At 66.1% G+C, this 16,635-nt stretch carries 14 protein-coding genes and 1 tRNA gene; 4 read left to right on the top strand and 11 right to left on the bottom strand.

Annotated elements, in window-relative coordinates; all coding sequences use genetic code 11:
- Positions 1-19 precede the first annotated feature (19 nt).
- Complete coding sequence (locus ASE59_RS14170) at positions 20-2,545, bottom strand: PhoX family protein (protein ID WP_056457504.1); 2,526 nt, start codon at positions 2,543-2,545, stop codon at positions 20-22.
- Between the two features lie 190 nt (positions 2,546-2,735).
- On the opposite strand from ASE59_RS14170, the gene ASE59_RS14165 reads away from it, so the two are divergent.
- The 3 genes from ASE59_RS14165 to ASE59_RS14155 are packed head-to-tail and all read left to right on the top strand — an operon-like array spanning position 2,736 to position 4,152.
- On the top strand, positions 2,736-3,299 hold the full coding sequence (locus ASE59_RS14165) for a hypothetical protein (protein WP_056457502.1): 564 nt from the start codon (positions 2,736-2,738) through the stop codon (positions 3,297-3,299).
- Complete coding sequence (locus ASE59_RS14160; protein WP_056457499.1) at positions 3,296-3,745, top strand: hypothetical protein; 450 nt, start codon at positions 3,296-3,298, stop codon at positions 3,743-3,745. Before ASE59_RS14165 ends, ASE59_RS14160 begins: the two co-directional genes overlap by 4 nt.
- A complete protein-coding gene (locus ASE59_RS14155) occupies positions 3,733-4,152 on the top strand; it encodes a hypothetical protein (protein ID WP_056457496.1) in 420 nt (139 codons plus the stop codon). The genes ASE59_RS14160 and ASE59_RS14155 overlap by 13 nt, the downstream gene beginning before the upstream one ends.
- Here ASE59_RS14155 and ASE59_RS14150 read toward each other — a convergent pair.
- The 7 genes from ASE59_RS14150 to lepA form a co-directional block, all read right to left on the bottom strand.
- Entirely contained in the window at positions 4,143-4,844 is a 702-nt protein-coding gene (locus ASE59_RS14150) for a hypothetical protein (RefSeq protein ID WP_056457493.1), read from the bottom strand. The two genes, ASE59_RS14155 and ASE59_RS14150, sit on opposite strands and share 10 nt — an antisense overlap.
- An 89-nt stretch (positions 4,845-4,933) precedes the next feature.
- Positions 4,934-5,554 carry an ATP-binding cassette domain-containing protein gene (locus ASE59_RS14145; RefSeq protein ID WP_056457490.1) on the bottom strand — a complete coding sequence of 207 codons (621 nt, stop codon included), beginning with the start codon at positions 5,552-5,554 and terminating at the stop codon, positions 4,934-4,936.
- Complete coding sequence (gene modB / locus ASE59_RS14140; protein ID WP_056457591.1) at positions 5,544-6,173, bottom strand: molybdate ABC transporter permease subunit; 630 nt, start codon at positions 6,171-6,173, stop codon at positions 5,544-5,546. Before modB ends, ASE59_RS14145 begins: the two co-directional genes overlap by 11 nt.
- Positions 6,174-6,232: 59 nt before the next feature.
- Positions 6,233-6,991 carry a molybdate ABC transporter substrate-binding protein gene (gene modA / locus ASE59_RS14135; RefSeq protein WP_056457590.1) on the bottom strand — a complete coding sequence of 253 codons (759 nt, stop codon included), beginning with the start codon at positions 6,989-6,991 and terminating at the stop codon, positions 6,233-6,235.
- 67 nt (positions 6,992-7,058) lie between these two features.
- A complete protein-coding gene (locus ASE59_RS14130; protein ID WP_056457487.1) occupies positions 7,059-7,394 on the bottom strand; it encodes a phasin family protein in 336 nt (111 codons plus the stop codon).
- 187 nt (positions 7,395-7,581) lie between these two features.
- Complete coding sequence (locus ASE59_RS19915) at positions 7,582-7,839, bottom strand: hypothetical protein (RefSeq protein WP_156360092.1); 258 nt, start codon at positions 7,837-7,839, stop codon at positions 7,582-7,584.
- Between the two features lie 179 nt (positions 7,840-8,018).
- Positions 8,019-9,827: a translation elongation factor 4 gene (gene lepA, locus ASE59_RS14120; protein WP_056457587.1), complete on the bottom strand. Its 1,809-nt coding sequence runs from the start codon at positions 9,825-9,827 to the stop codon at positions 8,019-8,021.
- Between the two features lie 164 nt (positions 9,828-9,991).
- On the opposite strand from lepA, the gene ASE59_RS14115 reads away from it, so the two are divergent.
- Positions 9,992-10,068: transfer RNA gene (locus ASE59_RS14115), tRNA-Pro, on the top strand.
- Positions 10,069-10,416: 348 nt separating this feature from the next.
- Here ASE59_RS14115 and ASE59_RS14110 read toward each other — a convergent pair.
- From ASE59_RS14110 to ASE59_RS14100, 3 genes are all read right to left on the bottom strand, one after another.
- Positions 10,417-11,892 carry a glycoside hydrolase family 125 protein gene (locus tag ASE59_RS14110; protein ID WP_056457481.1) on the bottom strand — a complete coding sequence of 492 codons (1,476 nt, stop codon included), beginning with the start codon at positions 11,890-11,892 and terminating at the stop codon, positions 10,417-10,419.
- Between the two features lie 34 nt (positions 11,893-11,926).
- Positions 11,927-13,435: a tryptophan halogenase family protein gene (locus ASE59_RS14105; RefSeq protein ID WP_056457478.1), complete on the bottom strand. Its 1,509-nt coding sequence runs from the start codon at positions 13,433-13,435 to the stop codon at positions 11,927-11,929.
- A gap of 100 nt (positions 13,436-13,535) precedes the next feature.
- Positions 13,536-16,604 carry a TonB-dependent receptor gene (locus tag ASE59_RS14100; RefSeq protein WP_056457475.1) on the bottom strand — a complete coding sequence of 1,023 codons (3,069 nt, stop codon included), beginning with the start codon at positions 16,602-16,604 and terminating at the stop codon, positions 13,536-13,538.
- Positions 16,605-16,635: the final 31 nt, after the last annotated feature.

Raw genomic sequence — 16,635 nt, 5'->3', positions numbered from 1 at the left:
GACATCGATAGATACGGCGTTACAGTGCGATTACGCCGCCATCGTCCTTGGTAATCACGACCGTTGCCGAACGCGGACGGGTACCCTTGGTCAGCGCGCCGTTGGCGGCGGTGGCGCCGGTCGCGACCGGCGGCCAGTTGCTGGTCGGCGCGTCGAAACGCCCGCCCTCACCCGGATGCTGGATGTTCACGAACAGCGACCGGCCGTCCGGCGTCGATTCAATACCGGTGATCTCGCAATCGACCGGCCCGACGAGGAAGCGGCGCATGGTCGTGCCCGGCGCCTTGCCGACGCGCGTCGTCACGGTGCTGGTCGCCGACACGCCGGTATTGGTGATGGTGCGCGTGCCGCCATCGCCGACCGTGCCCGGCATCGCCGCCAGCATCATGCAGTTGGTGACATCGGTATAGGCACCGTCGTCGGTCTGGATCCACAGCACCGGCGTGACCTGACCCGCCGCATTGGTCGGCGCGCTGAACCACAGACCGTCCGGGCTGGAGAAGTCGTTGGTCGCGTCCAGCCCCGACAGGTTGATGTTGGTGGCATCGAGATCGGCCCCCGATCCGAAGGCATACACATCCCAGGTGAAGCGCGTCGCCTCGGTCGTGTCGCCGGCTTCGCGCAGGCGGACGATATGGCCGTTGGCATTGCCGGTCGAACGGAAGCCGTTGGTCTGCGGGTCGATATACGACCGTGGGTTGGCGGCATCGACATTGGCCGGCGTGCGCGACGAATTGTTGGTCAGCGTGCAATACATCTCGCCGGTCGCCGGATTGACCGCGGTCCATTCGGGACGGTCCATCCGCGTCGCACCGACCGCATCGCCCGCCAGACGGCAATGGGTCAGTACATCGGCCTGATCCGCGAAAGAGTAGAGCGTGTTCGCCGGGGTCAGGCCGTTCTGCCCGAACACCAGCGCGATCCATTCACCCGACCCGTCGGCGTTGAACTTGGCGACATACAGCGTACCGTTGTCGAGATATTTGTCGCCGATCGCCAACCGGTTCGACTGGGTCGCATCGGCCGCGACCCATGCGGTGTTCGACACGAATTTGAAGATATACTCGTTCTGCGCATCGTCCCCCATGTAGAAGGCGGGCTTGACGCCGGCGATGACGCGGCCGGGGCAGCAGCCCTCATGGTTCATGCGGCCGAGCGCGGTACGCTTGCGCGGAGTCGAGGTCGGATCATAGGGATCGATCTCGACACACCAGCCATATTGGTTCGGTTCGTTGCGAAAGTCGCCGGTGCCGTTCGCCGGCTGGGTCGGATCGACGGTCGCGTTGAACTTGCGGATCAGCGTCTGGCCGGCGGTCACTTCGGCCGCGGTCGTCCAGCTATGGTTGCCGGCGCGCAGCGTATCGCCGCTCGACGTGTTCAGGCCATAGCGGGCGAACGCCTGCACCGATTTCGCGCCCAGCGCCGCGCTGCGCCGCGCATTGTCGCCGGCATCGCGCCGATAATACCCTGCCCAATTCTCTTCGCAGGTCATGTAGGTGCCCCACGGCATATGGCCGTTGGCGCAGTTGTTGATCGTGCCGCGTCCGTTGGTACCGTCGGGCGAATAGGCGGTGAACAGCAGCGCATTGCCACGCACCGGACCGCTGATCGTGGTCGGCGTGAACGGGGTGATGCGACGGTTCAGCGCCGACGACTGGACATAGCTCCATCCCCCGGTCGACGCGCGGGTCACCTCGACCACCGACACACCGTGGCACTCGATTTCCTTCACGACTTCGGCGGTCGGACGGACACCGTTGGTGGTGGTCGGGCCGTTCGGGTGCAGATAGGTGCGGGTGATGTTCTCGTGATTCATCACCAGCAGGCCGCGCGTCGAATTGTTGGCGTCGCGGGTATTGCCGCTGGCGGCGAGGCCGAAATAGCTCATGCCGTCATGATGGTCGCCCGCACGGTTAGAATAGCCGCTGTCGGTACCGTCATTGGCAAAGGCCGGGGTCGCGGCGGTGAGCGGATCGCCCAGCTTGTAGATAACGCTGGCGGTATAGCCCGACGGTACCACCACGGTGTCGGCAAGGCTGCGGCCGACCGCCTGGAAGTTCAGCGACGGCGGCGCCACGGTAACGGTGATGTCGGTGGTGCTGGTCGCGCCCTTCACATCGGTCGCGGCATAGCGGAAGACGAGGTTGGTGTTGCTGGCAACCGCTGGCGCGATGAAGGTCGCGGTGCCGGTATTGGCGTTGGACAGTGCGACGGTCGGCCCCGACACCTGCGTGAACGCCTGGGTGACGATCGCATTGTCGTCGGTCGCGGTGCCGGTCAGCGTGACGACGCGACCACCGGCGGTCGCCCCGCTCGACGTACCGCCGACGACCGGCGGGGTGTTGTCGATGCCCTGCACCTTGTCGTCGCAGGCGGCGAGCAGCGAGCCGCCGAACACCGCGACCGCCGCGGTCGACGCACCGCCGCGCAGCGCCTGTCGCCGCGAGTAACGCTGGTCGACCAGGTCCTGAAGGCTCGGCCCCGTGCTCGGGTTTGTTTCGATATCGCCGTCGTCGTAATCGATGATGAGGTCGCTGTTCGCCATGAAATCCCCGCAAAAATTCCGGAAGCCGGCCCGGCCGGCGTCCCTCCCCGATCCGCGTTGGCGCAAAGCTGCGACACGGCGATTGCGGATCGAAGACGATCGCATGGCGGAATGAAGACGGTTCGATGACGACAGCGACCGAAGCCGATCCCCGCTTGTGCCACTGGCGACGCCGGGCGTAGGAGCAGGCATGGCCGACCCCCGTCCCGCCAATGACAGCGCGCCTGTCCGGCCCAGCCTGTTCGACCGGGCACTGGGCGCGGCGCGGCCGGCACCGCGCGTGGCGGCACCTCCCGACCCGCCGTCGCAGCCGACCGAGCGGCCCCGCCCGGACCGCGCGGCGATCTTCCTCGCGCTGGCGATCGTCGCCACACCGTTGCTGACGCTGGCTGGGGCGACGCTGATGGCTGGGCAGGCTCGCCGCGAGACGCAGGCGCTGACCGAACGGTCGGCACCGGCAATTGCGGCGCGTGCCGGTCAGGAACGTGCGCGTGCCGCCCTCGCCGCCACATGGAACGGCCCGACACTCGGCGCGACGCTGGAGGCGATTGCCCGCGCCCTGCCGGAGGACGCCGCGCTGCTGCGCGTCGAACGGAGCGTCGGACCGCTGACGATCGACATTGCCGCCCCCGATCCCGATCGTGCCCTGTCCGCGTTGCGTCGCGATCCGGCGCTTGGCGGGCTGCGCGCCGTTGCGCAGAGCCGGGCGGACGGCGACGGGCGGATGCGCGTCACACTGGAACAGCCGCGATGAAGCCACATCTGCCACTGATCGCGCTCGGGCTGGCTGGGCTGCTCGCCGTCCCGACCGTCGGCGCGCTCGACGATCTGGCGAACGCCCGTGCCGATCGCGCCGCCGCCCGGGCCGACGCTGCCGCCACCCCCGCGCCGGTCACCGTCGCGGCGGCGGCCTTCCCTGCCGATGATGCCGGTGACGCCGCCCGCCGCCTCGCCACGCGCATCCGCGCCGATGCCGCGCGCGGCGGGGTGCTGATCGAAAGCCTCGCCGCCGATCCCGCCGCCCCTGCCCCGCTCGCCATCCTGACCCTGCGCGCATCGGGCAGTGAAAAGGCGGTGGTGGCGTTCGCCGACCAGCTCGAACGGGGTGGCCCGCCGGTGCGGATGGCGGTGTGGCGACTCACTTCGGCAGCGGGCGGAGTGCGGCTCGATGCGCGGCTGATCGCACCATGGCGAGGTTGAGCCTGCGCGATCATGGGCTGATCGCGGCGGCGGTGCTGGTGGCGCTGGTCCTGCCGCCATGGCTACTACGCGACACCCGTTCCAGCGAGGCCGCAGTTCCCGCCGACAGGCCGCTCGCCGCCCCCGCCACTCCGCCGCCGCTGCGCGCCGCCTTCGCCCGAACGCTGTTTGCGCCACCCACCGCCGATGCGCTGCCCGGGGACGCGCCGGTCCTGCTGGGCGTGGTCGGGCGGCTCGGCCGCGACGCCGTCGCGATGGTACGCGGCGCGGAGGGCACGCGCACCCTGTCACCAGGCGACAGCGTCGACGGCTGGCAACTTCGCAGCCTCGCCATCGACGCCGCCTATTTCACCCGCGGCGGACAGACGGCGCGCGTACCGATGCCCGGCAGCGACGATCAGCGATAGGCGAGCCGCACCCGAGCTTCGTTGGTCAGTGTGCGATCGGACAGCGGCGCTTCGTACGAGGTCCGTTTCGCCGACAGCCGTAGCGTCCGCGTGACGCCCGCGCCCGTCGCGGTGGCGCTGGCCAGCGGATGTTCAACCAAGTGATAGAAACCGAAGCGTCTGCTCAAACATCCGCCAATCGCATCGAACATTCCGATCAACGGCACCGCCAGCAGCGACGCATCCGCCTTTGCCATCGACACCAGCACCCGACATTGTGCGCGCAGGTCGCCCAGCCGCCGATCCTCGATACTGGTCCCGCTCGACAATATGATCGGGCGCAGGTGCATTCCCTGCGACTGGGCAGGTGCGGTCAGGAACCAGCGACCGGCGGGCAACGCCGCGAACGCCACTCGACCATCGCCATCGACCGTCACCGGCAATTGCCGCCCCCCCTCGTCGGTCAGCGCCAATCCGGCGCCGCTCGCCGATACCCGGCTTGCGCCCCGCCACAATTCGAACCGCAGCGTTCCCTGCGGCGCATAGCTCGGACGATCCTCGGCAAAGCGCCGCTGGGCCGCGCGCAGCAGCTTTGCATCGACGCGCAACGGCTTGCCCGCAACGACGACGATATCGGGACCATCGGGTTCGACGTCCTGCGCCATGACCGGCGCCGCCACGATCGTTGCCGATACCAGAGCAACCATGCGCATAACCCGAACTCCAGATCGTTTCGGATGCGACATCACCCGCGGATTGCGGCGGCATGATGTTCGGATCGCGACGAGGGCGTCGCAAGTGGTCACATTGCGACGATGCGCGTCGCCAGCCGCTCCGCCTCCGCCGCGTCGTGGGTGACATACAGGATCGGCAGCCGGAGCGTGTCGCGCAGCCGCTCGATCGCCACCATCACCTCCTCACGCCGCCCGCGATCGAGCGAGGCGAGCGGTTCGTCCATCAGCAGGAACCGGGCGCCCGACAGCAGCGCCCGCCCGATCGCGACCCGCTTCGCCTCCCCGCCCGACAGGGTTGCCGGCCACCGGTCGAGCAGATGTTCCAGCCCCAGCAGCGCGACCATGTCGTCATAGCCGATCGGCGGCGTCCCCCGCCCCATGCCGTAGCGCAAATTGGCCGCGACCCGCCGGTGCGGAAACAGGCGCGGCTCCTGAAACACATAGCCGCAGCGGCGATCCGGCACCGCGACATCGATTCCCGTGCTACTGTCGAACAACGTCAGTCCGCCGACGCGGACATGCCCCGCCGCCGGTCGCAGCAATCCGGCGACCATGTTGAGTACGCTCGACTTGCCGACGCCCGACGGGCCGAACAACACCGTCAGACCGCTGCCCTTTCCGTCGTCGGGTACTACGGCACCGACCACCGCCTCGCCCAGCCGGACGGTCACGTCGATGTCAAAGGACATGGCCACCCCGGCCGCTGCGGCGTGCCAGCCATTCGGACAGGACCAGCGCGATCAGCGACAGTGCCACCGACATGCCGGCAAGCCGCACGACGCTGGTCTCGCCGCCAGGCATCTGCAACGCGCTATAGATCGCGATCGGCAGCGTCGCGGTCTCGCCCGGCACGTTCGATACGAAGGTGATCGTCGCCCCGAACTCGCCCAGCGCGCGTGCGAAGCCCAGCACCATGCCCGCCAGTACCCCCGGCAGGCTGAGCGGCGCGGTCACCGTCCAGAATACGCGCGCGCGCCCTGCGCCCAAGGTCCGCGCAACGCTTTCCAACCGCCGATCGACACCCTCGATCGACAGCCGGATCGCGCGCACCATCAGCGGTAGCGCCATCACCGCCGCCGCGATCGCCGCACCGGTCCAGCGGAACAGCACGCTGACCCCGAGCCACGCCTCCAGCCATTCCCCGATCGGTCCGCTCGGCGCGAAGGCGAGCAGCAACAGCCACCCGGTCACCACCGGCGGCAGCACGAGCGGCAGATGAATGACCCCGTCGAGCAGCACCTTTCCCGGAAACCGCGCCCGCGCCAGCACCCATGCCAGCGCATAGGCGACCGGCAGCGCCGCCAGCATCGCCACGCCGCCAATCTTCAGCGACAGCAGGACGATCGCCCATTCGCCCCCGTCCAACGTCAACGCGTGGAAAAGCCGTAGCGTACGAAGATCGCCTTGCCCGCCGGGCTGGTCAGGAACCGGCGGAACCGCTCGCCGTCGACATTCCGTGACGCCTTCAGCCGCGCGATGGGATAGACGATCGGCGGGTGGCTTGCCGCTGGAAAGATACCGACGACGCGCACCTTGGCCGACGCCTTCGCATCGGTCGCGTAGACGATGCCCATCGGCGCCGCCCCGCGTTCGACCAGCGCCAGTGCCGCACGGACATTCTCGGCCCGCACGACCGATGGCGCAACGCGGTCCCAAGCACCCAGCCGGGTCAGTGCCGCCTTGCCATAGCGCCCGGCCGGCACCGCATCGGGATCGGCCATCGCCAGGCGTCCACCATTCAGCGCGCGTGACAGATCGACACCCGGCCGCAGCGCGACGCGTATTTTGCTGTCGACCGGCGCAACCAGCACCAGCCGGTTGCCGAGCAGGTTCGTGCGACTACCCGGCGCGAGCAGCCCGCGCCGGTAGAGATCGTCCATCCATTCGACATCGGCCGATACGAACAGATCGGCCGGAGCACCCGCTGCCACCTGCCGCGCCAGCGCCGAACTGGCAGCGAAGGACAGGGTCGGCCGGACATGACCGCGCTTCGCCCAGGCATCCGCCGCGGCGTTCATCGATTCCTGCAGGCTGGCGGCCGCCAGCACCACCGGCGGCTTCGATTGCGCCGTTGCGGTCCCTGCCAGCGTCAGCAGGGCGAACAGCCACAGCAACCAACGTTTCATGATACCCCCAGATGCACGACCGATCCCTCGCAGCATCGTGCCGCGCCGGATCGTCGGCATAGCGCGATCAGTCGCGCCCGGTCATCTGCCCGATGGCACTGCGTCCGAACTGGGCGATCATCTCGCCGACCTCGCGCGCCTGCGACATCGACCGCGATCCCTGTTCGCGCATATAGTCCGACTGGATCTTCATCACTTCGTTCAGGTCGCGGGCCTGTGCGGCGGCGCGCATCGCCTTGAACGCTTCCTGCGTATTGGACTCCGCCTGTGAGAGGATGGTCAGACCGAGTTGCGATCCCTGTTCGGTCATCTGCGTGCCGGCCGCCTGCATGCGTTCGCCAGCGGCCTTCATCTGGTCGGTCGCCTGCTTCGCCGCATCGAACGGACGGTCGGTATCGGTCATGTCGCTCTCCCTGTCGTCGTGCCGAAACCGGCGTTCCGCCGACGTTCGAATCGGGGAAAGGTTCCCGGCTAAATTTCGATTCGAACGACTGGTCAGGGAACGTACTGGAAACGTTTGCAGGTCTAACCCCGCTAATTTCCCTGCGGCAAACCGCCTCGAAAAAAAATTTTAGGGCTGCCGCAGCGCGTTAATCACACATCGCAACTGCGAAAGGACGACCGAAAAATCGTTCCGTTTTGGCACGTCGGGCCGGATCGCCGATTTTGCGCTGCAAAAATTTCATTGTGCGGCGCGGCAAAAGCGGCGGCGTAGGCGCAGTTTTAGCCGAATGGATGACCATCACAAATTTGCAATCGTCGCCGGAATCGCACAACTTGTCCCAGACAAGAACAAGGAGGGCGAGGATGCACACCAAATATTCCGGGCGGACGACCATCGCCACCATGGTAGGTATGGCAGCGATCGGCTGGGCCGGGGTCGCACTGACCGTTCAGATGGTTCTGCGCGTTCTGGCATAACTGCCCGGACGACCAACGAAAAGCGGCCGGTGCCTTTGAGGCGCCGGCCGCTTTCGTTTGTGCGCGATAGAGACAAGGGCGCCCCGGCCACGGCCGGGGCACGGTGTCAGTTTTCGTCGCCCATACGCAGCGCCGCGATGAACGCTTCCTGCGGAATGCTGACCGACCCGTATTCACGCATCTTCGCCTTGCCCTTCTTCTGCTTGTCGAGCAGCTTGCGCTTGCGGCTGGCGTCGCCGCCATAGCATTTGGCGGTCACGTCCTTGCGCATCGCGCTGATCGTCTCGCGCGCAATCACCTTGCCGCCGATCGCCGCCTGGATCGGGATCTTGAACAGGTGCCGCGGGATCAGTTCCTTCAGCCGCTCGACCATGCCGCGCCCGCGGACTTCGGCGGTCCCGCGATGGACGATCATCGACAGCGCATCGACCGGCTCTTCGTTGACCAGGATGCTCATCTTGACGAGGTCACCCTCGCGATAGCCGATCTGTTCATAGTCGAAGCTGGCATAGCCCTTCGACAGCGACTTCAGCCGGTCGTAGAAATCGAACACCACTTCGTTGAGCGGCAGTTCGTACGTCGCCTGCGCCCGCCCACTGACATAGGTCAGGTTCAGCTGGATGCCGCGCCGGTCCTGACACAGCTTCAAGATGCCGCCCAGATATTCGTCGGGGACATAGATCGTCGCCTTGATCCACGGCTCGCTGATCGTCTTGATCTTGTTGACATCGGGCATGTCGGCCGGATTGTGCAGGTCGATCTCGGTAATCCCGGCCGGGTCGGGATGGGTCAGTTCGATCTGGTAGACCACCGACGGCGCGGTGGTGATCAGATCCAGATCATATTCGCGGGTCAGCCGCTCCTGGATGATCTCCAGATGCAGCAGCCCCAGGAACCCGCAGCGGAAGCCGAAGCCCAACGCCGCCGAGCTTTCCATCTCGAAAGTGAAGCTGGCATCGTTCAGGCGCAGCTTGCTGATCGATTCGCGCAGCTTGTCGAAATCGGCGGCATCGACGGGAAATAAGCCGCAGAACACCACCGACTGCACTTCCTTGAACCCCGGCAGCGGTTCGGCGGTCGGGCGCTTGGCATCGGTGATCGTGTCGCCGACCATCGTCTGCGCCACTTCCTTGATCTGCGCGGTGATGAAGCCGATCTCGCCGGGGCCAAGGTCCGGTAGCTGCTCGATCTTCGGCCGGAAGGCGCCGACCCGATCGACGAGGTGCGTCGTGTCGGCGTTCATGAACTTGATCTGCTGACCCTTGCGGATCGACCCGTCGATCACCCGGATCAGGATAACGACGCCCAGATACGGGTCGTACCAACTGTCGACCAGCATCGCCTTCAACGGTGCGCTCGCATCGCCCTTGGGCGGCGGGATCTGCTCGACGATGGCGTCGAGGATGTCGTCGATGCCGATCCCCGCCTTGGCCGACGCCAGCACCGCGCGGCTGGTGTCGAGGCCGATCAGATCCTCGATCTCGCTCTTCACCTTTTCCGGTTCGGCGGCGGGCAGGTCGATCTTGTTGATGACCGGAATGATCTCATGGTCATGCTCGATCGACTGATAGACGTTGGCCAGCGTCTGCGCCTCCACCCCCTGCGCCGCGTCGACCACCAGCAACGCGCCCTCGCACGCCGCAAGGCTCCGCGACACTTCGTACGCGAAGTCGACATGGCCCGGCGTGTCCATCAGGTTCAGGACATGGCCCTTCCATTCGAGGCGCACGGTCTGCGCCTTAATGGTGATGCCGCGCTCCTTCTCGATCTCCATATTGTCGAGCACCTGCGCCGACATCTCGCGCTCGGCGAGGCCGCCGGTCCGCTGGATCAGCCGGTCGGCAAGCGTCGACTTGCCATGGTCGATATGGGCGATGATCGAGAAATTACGCAGTTTGTCGAGCGGAGTGGCCACGGTCACACATTCGATAGAAGGGATAGTGGCAAGCGCCCTAGCAGTTTCCCCGCCAAAGCCAAACAGCAGCCGTACGAATCCCGCTTGCGGACCCCCGAACCGCCCGCTATAGGCGCGCCTCCAAGCAACGGCAGGCGCCCTTCAGCGGCCCGCCGATACTCCGTCGGGGAGTAGCTCAGCCTGGTAGAGCACTGCCTTCGGGAGGCAGGGGCCGGAGGTTCGAATCCTCTCTCCCCGACCATTGGACGTCTTCGATACATGCATCGGTCCGCCGGGCGTGCTCCGTGCGCTCGATCGATCTGAACCGAATTAGACTTCATCCCAGCGCAGGCTGGGATCTCCCGGTGATGGCACGAGACAGGAGCCGCACGAGGCCCCAGCCTTCGCTGGGGCGACGCTGCCGGCTAGGCCGATCGACATTCAGTTCGCTGGACGCGGGACTACTGCTCTATCTGCTATCGTCACTCCCGCCGAGGCGGGAGGCCATATGCGCCAGCGTCACGAATCCAGCCGAAACGTCAGCGGATATGGATTCCCGCTTGCGCGGGAATGACGAAAATTCACGATCGCCACTGAATGTCGATTGGCCCTAAATCCGGATCGTGTCGAGCGGTGCTCTCAGCAGTTGCGGGCGGGTCGCGGCGATGTGCAGGATCAGCTCGCCGAACAGGCCGTTGGCCCAGGCGAACCAGTCGCGACTGAACTTAGCCGCATCGTCCTTTTCGAACGCCTCGTGCATGAAGCCGGTGCCGGCATGCGTCCGCTTGAGCGTGGCGAGGCATTTTAGGATCGTCGCATCGTCGGTCGCGCTGAGCGCGCGGACGATCAGCGACATCGGCCAGATATAGTTCATGCCCTGATGCGGGCCGCCAATGCCTTCGCCCGCCGTACCCTTGAAGAACCACGGATTGGCCTCGCTCCACGCCGCCTTCGCGGTGCGCTGCCAGCGCGCATCATTGGCGGGAACGCAGCCGAGCCATGCCAGGCTCGACAGCGAGGGCACATTGGCGTCGTCCATGAAGATCGCATTGCCATAGCCATCGACCTCATAGGCCCAGACGTCGTTGCCATCGGGCAGCCGCATCGTGCCGTGCTGCGCGACCGCCGCCGCGACTTCATCGGCAAGGGCGGTAGCATCGCGCGCGAGCGCGCTGTCGCCCCGGGCTTCGCTGGCGACCCGCGCCATTTCGCGCAGCGTCGTCACCGCGAACAGGTTGGCAGGCACGAACAGTAGGTACTGGCAGGCATCGTCGGAGGGGCGGAAGCCCGAATGGATCATGCCGTTCTTGCGGGTCGGCGCGCCATAGCCGGCGAGCATCGTCTCGGTCGGCTGGCGGCTGGCGCGCTGGAACGTGTACGGCCCCGGCCCGTCCTTACGCTGCTGTTCGCGGAAGGTGCGCACGATCGCGCGCATCGCGTCCGCCCACTGCGCGTCGAACGGAGCGGGATCGCGGGTCGCGGTCCAGTAACCGTGCGACAGCCGCATCGAATAGCACAGCGAATCGATCTCCCACTTCCGCTCGGCGACGCCCGGCTTCATCTCGGTCTCATCGACCTGCGCCCATTTGAGATTGGTCTTGGCGGTCGGGTCTTCCATGAAGGCATTGGCATATGGATCGATCAGCACGCTGCGCGCATGGCGGGCGATCAGCCCGCGGAACAGCTCGCGCAACTTCGCATCCTGCTTCGCCAGATGCAGATAGGATTTCACCTGCGCGGCGGAATCGCGCAGCCACAGGCAGGGAATGTCGCCGGTGATGACGAAGCTGTCGGGCTTGCCGTCGACCGTCCCCATCCGCACCGTCGTGTCGAGCGTGTTGGGATAGCAGTTGGCGAACAGCCACGCGACCTCGGGATCGGCGATCATCCGGCTGACCCGCGCAATCTCCCGCTCGACCGCCTTGCTGACGAACCAGCGGTCGGCGGGGGCGGGACGCTTGCTGACATAGCCGCCGGCCGGCTTGGCGCCGGTCTGCGCGCCAGCGATCGGGGCGAGCGCGCCGGAGGCCAGTCCTGCGCCCAGCAGGGCACCCTGCGTCATCAACGTGCGGCGGTCGGTAAGCATGGGACAGTCTCCGTTATCCTGAAGCTTGGCGGGGTCAGGCGACCTCTGCCTTGCAATGGCGGTCGATGAAGTGCCGATGCATCGGCATCGTGGCAACGGCGCTCGCGATCTCGCCGCGAATCCGCGTGAGATACTGGTCGAGATGGGCGTCGGGCATGGCGTCGACGATCGGGTGGTAATCGGCCGGGATAATCCCCTGCCCGATCATCACCTGCACCCAGCTCGGCAGCGCAAAGAAATCCTCGCCGTTGCGGAAATAGCGGCCATCGGCGCGGAACAGCGCGATCGCTTCCTTCAGCGGATCGGGTACGTCCATCGTCCGGCAGTCGTTCCAGAATGGCGTGTCGTCGCGACGGGTCGCGTGATAATGCAGCACGAGGAAATCCCGCGTGCGTTCATATTCGAACGCGGTCTCGCGATTGAACCGATCTGCCAGCGCCGGATCGATGTCGCGCGCGGGAAACAGTCCCAACAGCCGCCGGATGCCGGCCTGCGCCAGATAGATGCCGGTCGATTCCAGCGGCTCCAGAAATCCGGCGGCCAGTCCCAGCGCCACGACATTCCCGTTCCATGCCTTCGCCCGCCGCCCGGCGGTGAAGCGCAGCTGTCGGGGCGTATCGAGCGGTTCGCCGTCGAGCGTATCCAGCAGCGTCGCTGCAGCCGCATCGTCGTCGATATGCGCGCTGGAATAGACATAGCCGTTGCCGACCCGGTGCTGGAGCGGAATGCGCCATTGCCAGCCCGCCGGACGGGCGGCCGCTTCGGTATAGGGCATGGGCGGTCCGACCGAGGCCGACGGAACCGCGAACGCCCGGTCGCACGGCAACCAGTGCCGCCAGTCGAGATAGCCGGTCCGCAGCGTCTGTTCGATCAGCAGGCCGCGGAACCCCGAACAGTCGATGAAGAATTCGCCGTCGATCCGCCGGCCGTCGTCCAGCACGATCGCTTGTACGTTACCGCTGTCGCCATCCTGTTCGACGCGGACGACCTTGCCCTCGATCCGCTCGACGCCGCGCCGCTCGGCCAGTTCGCGCAGGAACCGGGCATAGAGCACGGCATCGAGGTGATAGGCATAGGCGATGTCGGACAGCGGCGTGCCGGGCGGACCACTCCACTGGAATTTCCCGGCGGGCGCCGCGACCGTCTGCAACGAATAATCGCCGAGCGGACCGGCACGCCCGGCAAGGAAGCGTTTCAGCCAGAGCTGGTGGAACGGCAACGGGCCGAGACCGCGGCCGATGGTGCCGAACCCGTGGATATAATCGTCACCGACCCGGCCCCAATCGATGAAGCGGATGCCGAGCTTGAATGTGCTGTTGGTGCGGGTGACGAAGTCGCGCTCGTCGATGCCCAGCGTTTCGCTGTTGAACGTCTTCATATGGGGGACGCTCGATTCCCCCACGCCGACGATGCCGACTTCCTCGGATTCGACCAGCCGGACCGATACGCTGCGCCCCAGATAGGTGGCGAGTGCCGCCGCCGCCATCCATCCCGCGCTACCGCCGCCCAGCACGACGATCTGGCGAATGCGGTTGTCGGTCATGCGGCTCGGCTCCGTTCACGCGTGTCCGTGCGACTGGACGCCTGCGCGCCCCTATCGGCGATATCGACCCCGCGCGCCACCGACGCACGGGGTCGTCCGTTCAGAACTTGAACGTCGCGCCGGCAAACGCAATCCGGCCCGAATAGCCGTTGGTCCAGAACCGGGCCTTGGTATCGTTGCCCAGATGCTGGCGCAGTTCGGACTTGGTCAGGTTCAGCACCGATGCCGACAGCACCAGTTGCGGCGTGATGTTGAACGCGACGTTCAGGTCCACCTGCTCATACGGCTCGGTATAGATGGTCAGCTGGTTGTGGGTGCCGTTCACCACCTCGCCACGCCGGTTGTACGAGGCGCGGGCGAGGAACCGGTCATTCTCGTAGAACAGCGTGAAGTTCGCCTGGTTCTCGGCGCTGCCGACCAGCGGCGATTCGGCGATCTCGCGCCCGGCCAGCACGACGGCGGCGGTGTTGGTGTCGTTGAACGTCAGGTTGGCCTGATAGCCGACGCCGAAGTCAAACGTGTGCTGTGCATAGAATTCGATGCCCTGCGACACGCCGTTCTGGCCATTGGCCTGGGTCGAGAAGTTGCGGACGTTGACCGTCTCACCCCCGATCGTCACCGCCTGATCCTGCGACACCGGCACGACGAAGTTCTTCACGTCCTTGCGGAACAGGCCGACGCCGATCACCGACCCGCGATGATAATACCATTCGAGGCCGAGGTCATACTGCCATGCCTGGAACGCTTCGAGGTCCTTGTTGCTGCCGCTGCCGGTCCAGCCCGGCTGGCTGGTGCCGCCGCCTGCGACGCGGTCGCTGCTATATTCCTCCGACACGAAGTTCAGCGCGCCGGGGAAGGCGAGGTTGGTGAAGGCCGGCCGTGCGATCACCTTGGCCACCGCACCACGCGCGACGAGGCTGGGGGTGACGTCGAATGCGACGTTCAGGCTGGGCAGGACGTCGGTATAGGTCTTGTCCAGCGTGTTCAGTTCGAACGTCTTCTCGCGCACCTCGGCCCGCACGAACCCGCTTTCGCATATCTGGTTCGCGGCACCCGGGGTACAGGCCAGCGGGCGACCATCGGGACCATCGGCGAAATAGTCGAGGAAGCGTTCGACCGCGTCGGTCGACTCCGCGCGCTGCTTGGTATGCACAACCCGCACGCCCCAGTTACCGCGCAGGCGATCGGTCTTGAAGTTCGCCTGGACATAGCCCGACCAGATCTTTTCGCCGACATTGTAGATGAAGTCCGGCTCCTCGAACCGCACCGACCCGCCATAGCGATCGTCGAGATAGCTGAGGTAATTGGTGAAGTTGATGCCGGGGAACACGTTGGCGCTGAAGCCGCCGGGGATGTTGGTGATCGGGTCCGACAGGAAGAATTCGGGCCGCGCGGTGCTCGCGGTCGTGTCGCACTGCTGGTAGCGGGTGGTGGTGCCGGGGCAGTTCCAGATGGTGTTGCCGGTGTTGCGATGCACCGATCCGTCGCGATACTTCACGCCGAACTGCAACGTGTCGAACGCGCCGTTCGACACCATCCAGGTGCCGTCCGCCTGGCCGTAATATTGCGAGATGCGGGTGTTGATCCACGATGAATCGGTCGACCCGACGTCGATTTCGGAGAAGCCGCCGAGGATGCGGTCCTGCAAATCGGGGGAGAAAGTCATCGTCGGCGTGCCGGTCAGGTCCCACGACGTAAAGCGGTTACCCGGCTGATACTGGCCGTTGATCGCCACGCGCGGCTTGGCCGACATGCGGAAGTTGATCGACGGACCGCCTTCGGACCAGGTGCGGCCGAGCTTCACCACGCCGACGAAGTTGTCGCTCTTGTATTCCGCCTCGAAATCGGCGGTCTGCGACAGCGCTTCTTCGCGGCTATAGCCACCGGTCAGCTGCGGCGTCGGGACGGTGCAGTCGTCGGGACCCCAGCCGCCGGGGCGCTGCCCGCCGGCCGCGGCCTGCGCTTCGCTGCAATAATAGGTCTTGCCCTGTTGCAGGCTGAACTGGGCGCCGGTCACGACCGTGCCGCTGGGATCGAAGTTCAGCTTGTCGAGCAACCGACCGCCCGCCCAGTTGCCGTCGCCGTTGAAGCGGGCGATGTTCCACTCGGGCACCTTCAGCGAATTATTTACGTAATCGCCGGTCAGGTTGAACCGGAAGTAATTGGCGGTCAGCGTCAGGCCGTCGGTCGGCCGCCACTGTGCCGTCGCCTGAATGCCCAATCGCTCACGATTTTCGTCGCGGATGCCGAAATTGACCGCGGTCGGCATGAAGAAGCCCGAATAGAGCCGACCATTCTGGTCGTTGAACCCCGACTGACCCCACCATTCGCTCGGCTGCGGCGAAAACGGCGTACCGTTGACGTCGACGCCGCTGCGCGCGCCGTTCTGATCGTACCACAGCCAGTCTTCGGTCGTGGCGCTCATCGTGCGCGTCTGGCGCTTCTGCCAAGTGCCGCTGACCAGTACGCCGAACGTCTCGTCCTTGTTCTTCCACGACAGCTGACCCGACAGCTGCGGATCGACGCGCTCGGTCGTGTCGGCATAGGTGCCTTCGGCCGTCACGAACCCCGACCAGGCCGGCAGGTCGAGCGGGCGGCGGGTGTGCAGGATCACCGTGCCGCCGATGCCGCCTTCGTCGATGCGGGCTTCGGACGATTTGAACAACTCGGCCTTGCCCAACAGGTTGGAGGGCATCAGCAGGAAGTTGAACGAGCGGGTCGCTTCGCTGTTGGTTTCCGACGTCGCGATATAGTTGCCGTTGAGCAGCGTCAGCGTCAGGTCGGGTTGCAGGCCGCGGACACTGACGGTGCGTCCTTCGCCGCCATCGCGGGTGATGACAACGCCCGGCACACGTTGCAGCGCGTCGGCGACGTTGCGGTCGGGGAATTTGCTGATGTCTTCGGCGGTGATGACTTCGACCACTGCGGCCGAATTGCGCTTGTCGCGCAGGTTGCGGTCGATCGACGAACGATAACCGGTGACGAGGATTTCGCCGTCGCCCTCACCCTGCGTCGCCTCCGCCGTGGTGACGGGCGCGTCGGTGCCGACCGGATTGGCGCCGGTGGTCGTTTGCGCCTGTGCCATGCCGGCAAAGCCGACGACTGCCGCGACCGCGACCCCGGCCATCAGCCGGGCACGACCGGTTCCGCCAAATGAAAACGCCTTCATCCGTCCCTCCCTTTGCATGGTGCGACCCCTG

The sequence above is a fragment of the Sphingomonas sp. Leaf10 genome (genome assembly GCF_001421245.1).
In the GTDB taxonomy this organism is placed as follows: domain Bacteria; phylum Pseudomonadota; class Alphaproteobacteria; order Sphingomonadales; family Sphingomonadaceae; genus Sphingomonas.
This window is presented reverse-complemented; position numbering and strand designations above follow the sequence as displayed.

Coding starts and splice junctions, on each gene's coding strand:
- ASE59_RS14170 (WP_056457504.1), bottom strand. CDS start 2,545: ATGGCGAACAGCGACCTCATCATCGATTACGACGACGGCGATATCGAA.
- ASE59_RS14165 (WP_056457502.1), top strand. CDS start 2,736: ATGGCCGACCCCCGTCCCGCCAATGACAGCGCGCCTGTCCGGCCCAGC.
- ASE59_RS14160 (WP_056457499.1), top strand. CDS start 3,296: ATGAAGCCACATCTGCCACTGATCGCGCTCGGGCTGGCTGGGCTGCTC.
- ASE59_RS14155 (WP_056457496.1), top strand. CDS start 3,733: ATGGCGAGGTTGAGCCTGCGCGATCATGGGCTGATCGCGGCGGCGGTG.
- ASE59_RS14150 (WP_056457493.1), bottom strand. CDS start 4,844: ATGCGCATGGTTGCTCTGGTATCGGCAACGATCGTGGCGGCGCCGGTC.
- ASE59_RS14145 (WP_056457490.1), bottom strand. CDS start 5,554: ATGTCCTTTGACATCGACGTGACCGTCCGGCTGGGCGAGGCGGTGGTC.
- modB (WP_056457591.1), bottom strand. CDS start 6,173: ATGCTGGCGGCGCTGCCGGTCGCCTATGCGCTGGCATGGGTGCTGGCG.
- modA (WP_056457590.1), bottom strand. CDS start 6,991: ATGAAACGTTGGTTGCTGTGGCTGTTCGCCCTGCTGACGCTGGCAGGG.
- ASE59_RS14130 (WP_056457487.1), bottom strand. CDS start 7,394: ATGACCGATACCGACCGTCCGTTCGATGCGGCGAAGCAGGCGACCGAC.
- ASE59_RS19915 (WP_156360092.1), bottom strand. CDS start 7,839: ATGGTGGCGATGGTCGTCCGCCCGGAATATTTGGTGTGCATCCTCGCC.
- ASE59_RS14110 (WP_056457481.1), bottom strand. CDS start 11,892: ATGCTTACCGACCGCCGCACGTTGATGACGCAGGGTGCCCTGCTGGGC.
- ASE59_RS14105 (WP_056457478.1), bottom strand. CDS start 13,435: ATGACCGACAACCGCATTCGCCAGATCGTCGTGCTGGGCGGCGGTAGC.
- ASE59_RS14100 (WP_056457475.1), bottom strand. CDS start 16,604: ATGAAGGCGTTTTCATTTGGCGGAACCGGTCGTGCCCGGCTGATGGCC.